The sequence below is a fragment of the Sphingobacterium faecium genome, assembly GCF_003054045.1.
Classification (GTDB): Bacteria; Bacteroidota; Bacteroidia; order Sphingobacteriales; family Sphingobacteriaceae; genus Sphingobacterium; species Sphingobacterium faecium.
Genome location: NZ_QBKH01000009.1, coordinates 1 through 12,888, shown reverse-complemented (window position 1 = coordinate 12,888; position 12,888 = coordinate 1). Strand labels below are relative to the sequence as shown.

Annotated in this window: 10 protein-coding genes; 6 read left to right on the top strand and 4 right to left on the bottom strand. The window is 36.7% G+C overall.

Translation table 11 applies throughout. From position 1 onward, the window contains the following. Positions 1 to 3: 3 nt before the first annotated feature. The 6 genes from C8N37_RS20470 to ccoS all read left to right on the top strand — a co-directional run bounded on the left by C8N37_RS20470 (position 4) and on the right by ccoS (position 6,864). Positions 4 to 1,194: a PAS domain-containing sensor histidine kinase gene (locus C8N37_RS20470; protein ID WP_108160676.1), complete on the top strand. Its 1,191-nt coding sequence runs from the start codon at positions 4 to 6 to the stop codon at positions 1,192 to 1,194. A 6-nt stretch (positions 1,195 to 1,200) separates the two neighbouring features. Then, the gene (locus tag C8N37_RS20465) at positions 1,201 to 2,262 is read left to right on the top strand and encodes a response regulator (RefSeq protein WP_108160746.1); all 1,062 of its coding nucleotides are present in this window, start codon (positions 1,201 to 1,203) and stop codon (positions 2,260 to 2,262) included. A 195-nt stretch (positions 2,263 to 2,457) separates the two neighbouring features. Further along, entirely contained in the window at positions 2,458 to 2,871 is a 414-nt protein-coding gene (locus C8N37_RS20460; RefSeq protein ID WP_108160675.1) for a Rossmann-fold NAD(P)-binding domain-containing protein, read from the top strand. Between the two features lie 7 nt (positions 2,872 to 2,878). Beyond that, a complete protein-coding gene (hemN, locus tag C8N37_RS20455; RefSeq protein ID WP_108160745.1) occupies positions 2,879 to 4,252 on the top strand; it encodes an oxygen-independent coproporphyrinogen III oxidase in 1,374 nt (457 codons plus the stop codon). Positions 4,253 to 4,262: 10 nt separating this feature from the next. After that, a complete protein-coding gene (locus C8N37_RS20450) occupies positions 4,263 to 6,650 on the top strand; it encodes a heavy metal translocating P-type ATPase (RefSeq protein ID WP_244914491.1) in 2,388 nt (795 codons plus the stop codon). 28 nt (positions 6,651 to 6,678) lie between these two features. Further along, complete coding sequence (gene ccoS, locus C8N37_RS20445) at positions 6,679 to 6,864, top strand: cbb3-type cytochrome oxidase assembly protein CcoS (protein ID WP_108160674.1); 186 nt, start codon at positions 6,679 to 6,681, stop codon at positions 6,862 to 6,864. Positions 6,865 to 6,871: 7 nt separating this feature from the next. Here ccoS and C8N37_RS20440 read toward each other — a convergent pair whose 3' ends face one another. From C8N37_RS20440 to C8N37_RS20425, 4 genes are read right to left on the bottom strand one after another with little or no spacing between them, the layout of a single operon-like run. Continuing rightward, the gene (locus C8N37_RS20440) at positions 6,872 to 7,831 is read right to left on the bottom strand and encodes an FAD:protein FMN transferase (protein ID WP_211322315.1); all 960 of its coding nucleotides are present in this window, start codon (positions 7,829 to 7,831) and stop codon (positions 6,872 to 6,874) included. Positions 7,832 to 7,849: 18 nt separating this feature from the next. Further along, positions 7,850 to 10,033 carry a PepSY domain-containing protein gene (locus tag C8N37_RS20435; RefSeq protein ID WP_108160673.1) on the bottom strand — a complete coding sequence of 728 codons (2,184 nt, stop codon included), beginning with the start codon at positions 10,031 to 10,033 and terminating at the stop codon, positions 7,850 to 7,852. 4 nt (positions 10,034 to 10,037) lie between these two features. Further along, positions 10,038 to 10,523: a DUF2271 domain-containing protein gene (locus C8N37_RS20430; RefSeq protein ID WP_108160672.1), complete on the bottom strand. Its 486-nt coding sequence runs from the start codon at positions 10,521 to 10,523 to the stop codon at positions 10,038 to 10,040. A gap of 4 nt (positions 10,524 to 10,527) precedes the next feature. After that, complete coding sequence (locus C8N37_RS20425; protein WP_108160671.1) at positions 10,528 to 12,030, bottom strand: ankyrin repeat domain-containing protein; 1,503 nt, start codon at positions 12,028 to 12,030, stop codon at positions 10,528 to 10,530. Positions 12,031 to 12,888: the final 858 nt, after the last annotated feature.

Sequence of the window (12,888 nt, the reverse complement as noted above, 5' to 3'; positions counted from 1 at the left end):
TTCATGGAAAGCGCGAAGCTTTTAGAAGCAATTATTGATCATGCAATCGATGGTATCATTACGATCGATAATCGGGGATTGATTGAATCTATTAATCCGGCGGCTTGTAAGTTATTTGGCTATACGGATGAAGAAGTCATTGGCAACAATGTTTCGATGTTAATGCCCGAACCAGATCAGAGTCATCACGATAGCTATATCGATAATTATAAAAGAACAGGGCATAAAAAGATCATTGGAATAGGAAGGGAGGTTCTGGGAAGAAAGAAAGATGGAACCACCTTTCCTTTTCGTTTGGCTGTAAGTGAAGTCTGGTATAAAAATAGAAATATCTTTACAGGCTTTATACATGATATTACAAGAGAGAAAGCAGCGGAAAACCGATTGAAAAAACATGCGGTTGAGCTGGAGCAAAAAGTGAGTGAAAGAACGAAAGACTTGATCATGCTGGTATCCGAGTTGGAGAAAACAAAAGCCGAAGTTTCGAAATCTTTAGAAAAAGAGAAGGAATTAGGACAGTTGAAATCAAGATTCGTTTCGATGGCTTCACATGAATTTAGAACACCACTGAGCTCGGTACAATTATCCGCGTCACTGATCGATAAATATCTTGAAAAACCGGATTTTGCAAGTGTCATGAAACATACGAACAAAATCAAAAATTCGGTGCAATTGCTCACCAGTATCTTAAATGATTTTTTATCATTGGAAAAGCTGGAAGCGGGTGTTGTTACGGTCAATAAACAAATGATCAATGTGGTTGAACTTGCTGAAGAAATTACAGAAGAGATGCAATTGATCTGTAAGAAAAATCAACATATTGTATACCAACATACAGGAGAGGTCGGTGTGTTTATGATGGATGCTAATTTGTTGAAAAATGCAGTTGTAAATTTGATTTCAAATGCAATAAAATATTCTGGAGAGGATACATTTATCGAATTTAATACCATCATTGAAGCAGATACCTGTATCATAACCGTTCGCGATAATGGCATTGGTATTCCAGAGGAAGAGCAAAAAAACCTGTTCGAACCCTTTTTTAGGGCGCATAATACAGGAAATATTCCAGGTACTGGTCTTGGATTGAATATCGTAAAACGTTATGTTCATCTGATGGATGGATTGATGGAATATAAATCAGCGTTGAATGAAGGAACTTTTTTAAAGATGGTATTTACTCAAAATAAATAATTGGAGGTGGAAAAGAAGACAATACTTATCATAGAGGATAATACAGATATAAGAGAAGGAACAGCAGAGATTCTTGAGCTAACAGGTCGCTATCATGTTCTTTCGGCAGAAAATGGTCGTACTGGTGTCGATCTAGCAATAGCTCATTTACCCGATCTGATTCTGTGCGATATCATGATGCCTGAACTCGATGGTTATGGTGTTCTGTATATTTTAAGCAAACATGAAGAGACAGCGCATATTCCATTTATTTTCTTAACAGCAAAAGCCGAGCGTTCAGATATGCGCAAAGCGATGGAATTGGGGGCAGATGATTATTTAACAAAACCCTTTGATGATGTTGAACTGTTGAATGCCATTGATGTTCGCTTCAAAAAAAGAGGACAGATAGGGGAAGCTATAGCGATTAAAAATTCATTGTATCTCAGCCCTGAAGAACAAGATTTTTTATTAAGAGAACTTATTGAAAAATCTCGTGTCAAAGTGTTTAAGAAAAAGCAATCTGTATATGAAGAAGGAGATTCTCCGGTATTTGTCTATTTTGTTTTAAGTGGACAAGTGAGGAGTTTCCTGTGTTATACAGATGGCCGCGAACTCTCTACAGATATGCAGTCTGCAGGTGCTTACTTAGGCTATGAAGCCATGTTACTCAATGAAAAATATTCGGACAATGTGGAAGCAACAGAAAAAACTGAAATTGCGCTAATCACAAAGGAAGATTTCTTTGAATTACTGTATCGAAAACCATTGATAGCGGGTAAATTTATTAAACTGTTAACAGGCAATATTAGAGAAAAAGAGGAGCAGTTGCTCGCCTTTGCTTATGATACTGTTCGTAAACGAATAGCCAATGCACTCGTTAGTATTGCTGAAAAAACTGTTGATACCACAGTCAAAGATGAATGTGTGATTCAAATCTCCAGAGAAGGTATTGCAACGATTGCAGGTACGGCAAATGAAACGATTTCAAGGGTTCTGGCGGATTTTCGAGATGAAAATTTGATTGCAAAGGAGAAGAGTGCGATACGTATCTTCTCTGTTAAAAATCTAAGAAAAGTCAAACAATAAGAATACTGTTGCTCAATTAACAAATAGGGGCTGAATCCATTACGGATTCAGCCCCTATTTGTTTTAAAACTGATTTTAATAACGAATTATATTGTGATGTAAATCACATTTTAAGCTGATGAAGTTCATGTGCAGGTATTTGTAGACTATTTACTTTTGTATTAGTTCGCAATTTAGAATATCAAAAAAGATAGCATGAAAGTAGTTGTTTATAGTATTCAGGCCTTTGAAAAAGAGTTGTTAGCAATCGCTAATGGTAAAATGCACCATTTGACCTTAATTGCTAATGGGCTTAATGAAGAAACAAAAGTTTATGCTACAGGAAAAGATGTGGTGATTATCTCTGCACATGATATATTAGGAGCTTCGATGTTGCGAACATTAAAAAATATGGGTGTTAGTCGCATTTTGACACGTACATTAGGTACGGAACATATTGATCTAATCGAAGCTGGAAAGTTAGATATTCAAGTTGCCAATACCCCTTATGAGGATCAAACTCCAAAAGGGATAGCCGAGCAAACAATTCGCAACCTGAATCTTTGGGGTGCGGGTAAATGTGTCGGAGCTGCTTGTTGTTGTTTAAAAGAGTGTAAAGTGAAATTATAAGATGACCATGAAAACGAATAGTGGAATAGCATTACAAGAGCTTGTGCGAAAATATAATGTTGCCGCACCCCGTTACACCAGTTATCCAACAGTTCCTTTTTGGGATAATGAACAATTTTCTGTTCAAGGGTGGAAGCAAAGCGTATATCATACTTATCAAAAATCAAAGGATTCAGGAATAAGTTTATATATTCATTTGCCTTTTTGCGAAAGTCTGTGTACTTATTGTGGATGCAATACCCGAATTACAAAAAATCATAAAGTTGAATTACCCTATATCGATAGTTTACTGAAAGAGTGGGGGATGTATACAGCAATATTGAAGGAAGGTGCGCCTTTGATTTCTGAAATTCACCTCGGTGGTGGGACCCCTACTTTTTTTGCTCCAGAGCATTTGACGAAATTGATCAAAGGTATTTTAGCTCATGCACAAATAGCCGATGATGCTTCTTTTTCATTTGAAGCACATCCGGGAAATACGACCTATGAACACCTTGATGTGTTATATCAATTGGGATTTCGAAGATTAAGTTTAGGTATTCAAGATTTCGATCCACTTGTACAATTTACGATCAATAGAAGACAAGATGTTGCGGATGTGAGACGTGTCATGCAAGAAGCACGCTCGATCGGATACACCTCTATTAATTTTGATTTGATATACGGTCTGCCCAAACAAAACTTAAAAACCATAACCGAAACGATAAATGAATCTTTAATCCTAAATCCGGATCGTATTTCTTTCTACAGTTATGCACATGTTCCCTGGATCAAGCCTGGGCAACGTCACTATACAGAACTTGATTTGCCTCAAGGGGAGGAGAAGTTGGCCTTGTATACCCGAGGTAAGAAATTAATACAAGAAGCAGGCTATCTGGATGTCGGGATGGATCACTTTGCAAAACCAGACGATGAATTGTTCATCGCATTCCAAGAAAAAAGACTTCATCGTAATTTTATGGGGTATGCAGATCGTTATCGCCCTTTACTCATTGGTTTGGGAGTTTCTTCGATCAGCGATTCATGGAATGGTTTTGCACAGAATGTCAAGCGTGTCGAAGAATATCAACAGATGTTAGATCAAGGTCAATTGCCCGTGGTTAAAGGTCACTTACTTGATGCAGAAGATGTCATCATTAGAAGGCATATTTTAGATCTGATGTGTAAAGGTGAGACCAAATTGACCAATGGCTTTTTGGGTAACGAGACGATTTTGGAAAAACTGCAAGAAATGATCGATGAAGGAGTGGTTCGTATAGAGGTGGACCAGGTTATCATCACTTCTTTGGGTAAATCTTTTCTTCGAAATGTATGTATGGCATTTGATCTGAGATTACAAAAATCAAAAAGCGAAATGCAATTATTCAGTCAAGCTATTTAACGATTAAAAGATGGTGGAAACGAAAGAGATTCAAGTAGCACAGCATTGCTTTCACTGTGGTGATGCAATCGAATTGGCTGGCTATCGTTATGCTGAACATGATTTCTGTTGTTTAGGTTGCCAAACGGTGTACCAGATTCTCAACGAAAATAATATGCAAAGTTATTATCGTTACAATCAGCACCCAGGGAAATCCAAACAGGGAAAAACGGCAGATTTATCCTATTTGAATGAAGCTGCTATAGCGGATAAATTGATCGATTTTAAGGATGAGCAGATCACCATCATTACTTTTTATATACCCGTTATACATTGTAGTTCCTGCATCTGGTTATTAGAAAATTTGTATAAAATCAATCCACATGTAGTCTCCTCGAAGGTTGATTTTATGAAAAAACAAGCTAGCATCACGTTTAAGCACAACGATTTATCATTATATGATCTTGTTGAGCTTTTGGTGAGCATAGGTTACGAACCTAAGATTACCCTTCAAGATGTAGTTAAAGAAGGCAAGAAGGTAAATTCAAATCCATTGATTGCAAAAATTGCAGTCGCAGGATTTTGTTTTGGCAATTCCATGATGTTGAGTTTTCCGGAATATTTTGGACTTGCAGGTTTTGAAAAATCATATTCGGTATTTTTTGGATATGCCAATCTCTTATTTACTTTACCCGTATTATGCTACAGTGCTTCTTATTATTTTAAATCCGCATTTTTAAGTATTCGTCAAAAAAGATTAAATCTGGATGTGCCATTGGCGCTTGGGATTTTTATATTATTTCTCCGCACGGCTTATGAAGTGATTTCACAGACAGGAGCAGGTTTTGGAGATACCCTTTGCAGTTTGGTATTCTTTATTTTGATTGGAAAATGGGTGCAGGAAAGAACGTATTATCATATCTCCTTTGAGCGTGATTATAGAAGCTATTTCCCAGTAGCCGTTACCACCATAAAAGAGGGAAAGGAGAAGTCTATACAACTTGCTGACCTTCACGTGGGAGATCGTATATTAGTACGTAATAATGAAATTATTCCTGCAGATGCTGTTTTGTTACATGGTGAAGCATGTGTTGATTTCAGTTTCGTGACAGGTGAATCCAAACCCATCAGCAAAATATTAGGTGAAGTGATCTATGCGGGAGGCCGTCAAATGGCTGAAGCAATTGAGTTGGAAGTGGTCAAATCTGTATCGCAATCTTATTTAACCAAACTTTGGAATAACGATAATTATAAGCAGTATGATCGTCAATTTCAAACATTTATTAGTTATATCAGTAAGTATTTCACAATTGCTTTATTATTGATTGCGGTATCAGCAACGGTTTTCTGGATGGTAGGCCAAGATGTTAACAAAGCATGGGGAGCATTTACTGCCGTGTTGATTATCGCCTGTCCGTGTGCTTTAGCACTGAGTTCTCCATTTACACTTTCAGCAGCTTTAAGTGTCTTTGATCGAAATAAATTCTATGTCAAAAATACGGATGCTATCGAGCAGATGGCAGCCATTGATGTCTTAGTTTTTGATAAAACAGGTACGATTTCCTCTCCAACAGTTAGCGGTATTGCTTTTGAAGGCTTTTTGACTCAGGAAGAGAAAGTATTGGTCTATTCTGCATGCCGAAATTCAAGTCACCCCTTGAGTCGGGAGATCGTAAAATGGTTAGATCACATAGAACCAGTTCCTGTTGATCGATATGAAGAAAAGATAGGGGAAGGATCAATCACGCAGATTGGAAAATATACCATCAAAATTGGCAGTGCCCGATTTGTTCATGCACCCAAAAACACAGAAGATGCTTCCTATGTATTTGTTTCCATCAATGACAAGGTGAAAGGTAGCTTTGCTATGGAACAATCGTGGCGCACGGGACTTGCTGGTATTATTCATAATTTAAGAAATTATGACCTACACCTGATCTCTGGAGATAATGATCGAAAAAAAGAAGTGTTAAAAGAGATTTTTCCATCATCAACACGTTTACTGTTTAATCAGTCACCGCAAGATAAATTGAATATCATTAACATGTTTAAAGGGGATGGTCGAAATGTCTGTATGATTGGAGATGGTTTGAATGATGCCGGAGCCTTAAAAGCTGCAGATTTAGGAATCGCTGTCAGTGATGATATTAACAATTTTTCACCTGGTTGTGATGCGATTTTGGATGGTGCAGCTTTTCAAAAATTACCTCAGTTTTTTGCCTTTAGTAAAGATGCGGTACGAGTCATTCATTTGAGTTTTTGTATTTCTCTTTTTTATAATGTGATCGGATTGAGTTTTGCTGTTCAGGGAGAAATGTCACCTTTATTTGCAGCGATACTGATGCCAATAAGTACGGTGACCATTATATCTTTTACAAGTTTGTTGACGCGTTGGTTCGCAAAAAGACGGGGATTATAAGTGTTTTTTAGTAATTTGAAATAGTATTATGAGTATCATCTTTATGTTAATTGGATGTAGTGTATTTGTTGCCTTATTATTTTTAGGTGCATTCTTTTGGGCAAATAAAACAGGACAAAATGACGATACCTACACGCCATCAGTTCGTATTTTGTTTGACGATGATATTGAAGAGATTGAATCCAAACAGGAGGACGGTAAATCGTTCCACTAATATGCTGTTAATGGCTTTTTAGTATTTTTCCCTTGTCTGTTATCAATACATAGTGATAAAGAGGAAATCTTTTTACGAGTTTTAACCCTTCTTTTTGCCCCATTACCATGATAGAGGTGCTCAAAGCATTGGCAAACTCTGCAGAAGGGCCATAGATACTCACACTGGTTAATCCAGTTGACGGATAACCTGTCTTGGGGTTGATAATATGAGCATATCGTTTGTTTCCAATTTCAGCATATTTTTCATAGCTTCCGGAAGTAGCGACTGCACTTTCTTCCATTTGGAGTATTTTAATTGTTTTATAAGCTTTAAACGGATTTTTAATCCCGATTAACCAGGGAGTACCGTCGGGCTGATGTCCCCAGGTGGATAAATCACCAGATGCATTGACAATACCAGCTTGAACCGACTTTGACTGCATCAAAGCTCGGCCCATATCGGCAGCATATCCTTTTCCAATAGACCCAAATCCGATTTTCATACCCGGTATGGATAAATAAATACTGCAATTGGTACTGTCCAATATAATATGTTCATAGCCTACTTTTTCTACCGATTTACGGATAGCTTCTTCCGATGGCAATTCGATCATTGTTCCATCAAATCGCCATATTTTATCTAAAGCAACAATACTGATGTCAAAAGCACCGTTTGAATTTTTTGAATATGCGATTGCTCTTTTTGTTAAATCAAAAACCTCACGATCGACCTGTACAGGCTTGATACCAGCATAACGATTGACTTGTGAAATTTGAGTTTCCGGTCTCCATTCTGAAATCAGATTTTCAATACGCGTGACTTCTGCTATAACCAAATCAATATGTTTTCGTACAGTTGCTGTATCTTGGTCTACAATCGTTATCTCAAATATGCAACCCATTAAAGTAACTTGTTTTTTTAACAAAACTTGGGCATGACCTAAATGGATAATCAGTAAAAATATAGTGGTAAAAAAAAACTTCATGATTTTTTGCTGTTAGGATTAATAACAATCGGTTAGAATCTGATTGTTATCCTTGTAATACTGAAGTATTTTGCCTTTTTGAGATTGTGTAATTCCATCCAGAACCTGCTCAACATCTCGTTGCATATGAAGTGATCCACAGATCATAATGACACCACCGTTTTCTAAATGTTCTAAAAAAAGTTGAGCATCTTCATGGATGAGATCCATGACATATTGAGCCTGTAACTCTCTTGAATAAGCGAAATGGAATGTTTTCAAATGCTCTTTTTCAATTTCCTCTTGAGCAAATTCTTGATAACGTTTTGTGACGGTATTGTTATATCGAAAACCAGCATATAAATGAAGTGGTGTTTTCTTATTGTTTTGGATCATTCCTAAAAATGGTGCTATACCAGTTCCATTGGCAATCATAATGACAGCAGGAGCCTTAGGAAAATGAAATTCGGGATTACTCATGATGCGCGCATGGATCAATTCATTGTCCTTTAGATCATATAGGAAATTTGATCCTAATCCATTAGGATGTAGTTTTACTTCCAGCTGAATCATACCATCATATTGACAGATCGAATAAAAGCGTTCCCTGTGGTCATTTGCGGGGTAGATGGCCAAAAGATCACCAGATTGAAACTTGACCTTTTCAGTAGGTTTCAATATAACCGTAAATGTAGCATGGTCTTCTGTTGTTTTTTTGACAACTTTAAGTTTTTTTAGCCCCACAACTTTTGTTTGGTACAGCGATGGCGCAGTTGCTAATGCGAGGCATGATTTTTCACTCCAATGATGAACCCAGTTCGTAAACTCATGTATAGATCGATCGTTTACCTTATGCAGGTCGAGGAAACGAGTGGCCCACTCTTGTGCTGCAAGAACTTGGTCCATACGTTCTGCGTAAGCGCAATAATCGGGATAAGCTTGTGAACCAAAACCAATGACACTGTATTGCAGCTGTTGTTCTTGAGGAATTTTCAAAAGTAGCTCTTCAAACTTCGAAGCACCAGTTGGCGCTGTTCCTATTCCATAAGTAGAGGTGAACACCAAAAGATGAGCTGCTTTTGGAAACTTTTGATATTGGTTCATCCCAGTTATAAAGGAATGTTTACCATCTGCTAAAAGTTGCTTGTGAATTTGGTTTGCAAAAAATAAGGTGCTACCATTTTCTGAACCCACTAAAATGACGATTTCAGCATCAGTCGCTTTGTATTTATTCTTAATTTTGGTTTTAGTTCTTCTAAATGTAATAACAAATCCAGTATAGATAAAGAAAATGATATTTAAAGAAGCAAGTCCCAAAATCACTGCCCATATCACATTTGTTCTTCCCGTATGAATATCGAGACTTAACTTTTCTAGTGCTGCAGTGTAGGGATATTTTGTTTCTTTTATTATTGCTCCATTAAATTGATTAACAGTGGCAACGCGATCCTTAAATTTTATCGTATAGAATTCTTCTGGATCATCATCCATAAATGGGAATTCGATTTTTTCAATATCAGCTAATGTGTGCTGCTTAAAGATTTCAAAATCTTTAACATCAGCTTTTTCAGTATGGACGTCAATGCTATGGTCAATGTTTTCATTCGATTTCTTCATAAACTCCATTCTGGCCATAAATAAATAGGTTCCCGTTAATGCAATCATTAAAATAGGAATTAGGAAAAGCCTTCCACTCACAACATGGAAATATTGAGCAAAGAAATCTCGATTTATTTTAGAAAAGAAATGACGCAGGCCTTGTTGGCGTTTAAGAATAAGAACGATACCACTAATGGTAATCAATAAGAGTATAAAAGATACTACACCTACTATAATTCGTCCCGTTTCATGAAGAAATAAGGATCGGTGTAAAGCTGTGGTCCATTGAATGAATTGACTTTTAGGTTTGATCTCTCCTAAAACCTCGCCAGTTGTTGGGTTGATATAGCCTTTAATCGTATTACCTTCTTCATCTAAAGCATCAATACGAACAAACTGATTGTGGTCAACTGCTATTTCAATAATTTCGGGATACACCTTTCGCAACTCCGGAATGGATTGAGAAAGGTGTATGGTATTGAGATCTGCTACTTGGTATGCCTGTGTTTTTTCGTTAACTGCATCAATCGCCAATATAATTCCGGTAAAGGAAAGAATAAGTAAAAATAGGGATGATACTATCGCAAGAGCTAAATGTGCATACCTCCAGATGGATAAAGTCATTTAATTATTGAACTTTGCTTAATTTTACAAATTTAATATAACCCTTTCCACTAGCGCGTTCAGCTAAAGCCTCTGTTGTCAATGGAATTTCGACATCAGTTATATGGTATTTTTGTTCTTCAACGGCTGATTCAAAGCGCAGCTTATATCCTTTGTTTAATTTTGTGTCGTCAATTTCGATGGTTCTCATTGCGCGGTCACCACCACCAACAGAAGCACCAGTGATTGCACTCAATTTAACATTCGATTTGGTTTGAAATTTATGCCATTCTTTTAGCGTATTATACCATTGCTTATCTGGTCCTAAAACAGAAAGTGTCTTTTCGTAAGCTCCCTTAGGATTGATTAATGAGATGATGATATATGCACCTTCACCTTCGTAGCTATTCATTTGAATCATGCATTTGAACTTACTTGATTGTGCAAATGAATGGGAACTAAAAAGAGTAACAAGGAATAAAAGGAGTATAAATTTTATAGAAATTTTCATGCTATTATTTTAAGAAATCGATGGATACATTGTTTTTTGTAAGAAATTCATTTTCTTTTGCTAGATCATATGCTGTTTCATCAAAAGATGTGATCAGTTCTTTTTTAGCACCTAATGAAATCAATTCTTTAAGAACTGTGTCATCCTTTGCAATTAGAGCAGCTTTATGCAGTGGACTCATTCCGTCATTATCTTGGGCATTAATATCAGTCCCTAATGCCGCAATTCTTTTGATTAGGTTTAAGTTTTCTTTTGCAACTGCTAAATGTAAAAGAGAACTTTTATTTTTTTGAAGTTCTGTTACAGCTAAACCATTATCCTTTAATAGGATCAATTTTTCTTCAAAACTATGATCTTGAGGAGCGCGTTGACCACCTTGTCCTTGTGGAGTATTTTCGGTATATGAATTTAACCAATAATACGCTAAGTTATTTCCCTCCTTACTGATGATTTTGATATCTGCTCCATTTTTTAATAACAGTGCCGCAATTTCTGATGAGCCATTTGCGATTGCTTTTGTCAATGCAGACTCTCCTTTGTCATTAACTGCATTTATATCGGTTGTTTTGGATAATAATAATTCGATCAATTTAGCATCTTTACCTGCAGAAGCAACCATAAGAGCTGTATTTCCTTCATTGTCAGCCTTGTTAACATCTACGTTTTTAGACAGGAAGTAATTGATGACTTCCATGTTTGGTCTGCGTACTAAGGCCTGTAAGATTGTAGCACCATCTTTATTTGTCGCTTTAGGATCTAATTTTAGTGTTTCCACTAAGTATTTGTAAGTTTCGATACCGTTAGTAACCTGTCTAGATCCTTGTGTTGCGAAGAAAAGAGCATGATTTGTTGGTTTTACTCCTCTTTTAATAAGTTTTTCGATGATATCTACATCGCCTAATTTTGAGGCATAGTCAACAGCCGTTCGGCCAAAGTTGTCTTTATCTGATAGCGATAACCCTTTAGATACAAAGTAGTCAGTAATAGTTAAATCATGGTCTGCCGCCACCGACAATAATAATAAAGTAGCGCCATCTTCATATTTTTGTTTTGGATCTACACCAGCTTTAAATAAAAGATCATATACAGCTGTGTTTTTATTTCCTGTTGAAGCGGCATAAGCTGCAATTGGAAAACCATGGCTATCTTGATAGTTGACATCAGATCCTTTCGATATTAAGTATTGTACGAGTTCAAGATTTCCTGTAGAAGCGGCCCAATGTAAGTAACTGCGACTGTGATGCGTCTTTTTAGTCACGCTATTCCCTTCTTGTTCAATTAAATATTGAATGACATCATTTGGGGCTTTATTTAGAATAGCGGTAGTGACGGGATCGAATGAAGCTGCGTTTGGTTTTGAAGGACTATTTCCTTTCGCTATTTCAGTTTTAACAGCAGCTAAATTTGGCGAACCTTTCCAGAAATCAGCATTCATCAGAGAGTTATTATTTTGGGCTTTCCCATAAAGTGCAGATAATAATAAGGCTGCTAGAAAGATCTTTTTCATATTATCGAGTTAAATATCTTGATGTGTTTGATTTATTTATACTAAATCTAAATAGTGACAAATCTATAAAATATAATGTAAGTTTTAGAATAAAAAGTAAAATTTATTGAACAGAGTCATAGATAATGATAGGCAGTTGTTACAGTGTTGAGGATAAACTTCCTCATTGCTGCAATAGATACTAGGCACGTAGAAAATGTAACGCTTAATTTGATACGCTATATATTAAGAGTCAATGTACCTATGTAGTGTTCCACTATAAAAGCATACCAAATCCTGACTAACTTCGTATTTAATACCGGTATAATAGGGGTATAACAGGGGGTTAATAGGGGTATATCCCTACTAACCCCCTATTAACCCTAAGTAATATCTGGCATATTCCCCACTTAATGGTTAATTTGATGTTTATTTGGTTCGGATATGTTCTCCTGGAAAGGTTTATAAGATAAAGTGACGAATTGACACAGTAAAGAAGTAACATAGTAATGAAGTAAGACAGTAACGGAGTAAAGAAGTAACATAGTGAAGAAGTGAACCATTGGCGAAGTAACGAAGTAACCGAGTAATAGGAGATGGGACCGGAACAGAGATGACCACCGCCAAACTAACAGCCTGCCGGTATGAATGCTATCAATAATATGCCAAAAGGTAATCCGCCAATCAAACCGACCTGGACAGCTGATATGGATCCACTTTGATGAATTTATCATCCACATTTCTAGCTCTTTATCGTGTCGCGGTAAACTATTTCCGTAAAAGGTTAGGAAGTGAAGGATAAAAGTTCCTATCTTTGCACCACTCCGCAAGGGAGGAACGGCTGATCCGAAAGTGGAAGCACTGAAAAAAGAAGGGTTT

Coding starts and splice junctions, on each gene's coding strand:
- C8N37_RS20470 (WP_108160676.1), top strand. CDS start 4: ATGGAAAGCGCGAAGCTTTTAGAAGCAATTATTGATCATGCAATCGAT.
- C8N37_RS20460 (WP_108160675.1), top strand. CDS start 2,458: ATGAAAGTAGTTGTTTATAGTATTCAGGCCTTTGAAAAAGAGTTGTTA.
- hemN (WP_108160745.1), top strand. CDS start 2,879: ATGAAAACGAATAGTGGAATAGCATTACAAGAGCTTGTGCGAAAATAT.
- C8N37_RS20450 (WP_244914491.1), top strand. CDS start 4,263: ATGGTGGAAACGAAAGAGATTCAAGTAGCACAGCATTGCTTTCACTGT.
- ccoS (WP_108160674.1), top strand. CDS start 6,679: ATGAGTATCATCTTTATGTTAATTGGATGTAGTGTATTTGTTGCCTTA.
- C8N37_RS20440 (WP_211322315.1), bottom strand. CDS start 7,831: ATGAAGTTTTTTTTTACCACTATATTTTTACTGATTATCCATTTAGGT.
- C8N37_RS20435 (WP_108160673.1), bottom strand. CDS start 10,033: ATGACTTTATCCATCTGGAGGTATGCACATTTAGCTCTTGCGATAGTA.
- C8N37_RS20430 (WP_108160672.1), bottom strand. CDS start 10,523: ATGAAAATTTCTATAAAATTTATACTCCTTTTATTCCTTGTTACTCTT.
- C8N37_RS20425 (WP_108160671.1), bottom strand. CDS start 12,030: ATGAAAAAGATCTTTCTAGCAGCCTTATTATTATCTGCACTTTATGGG.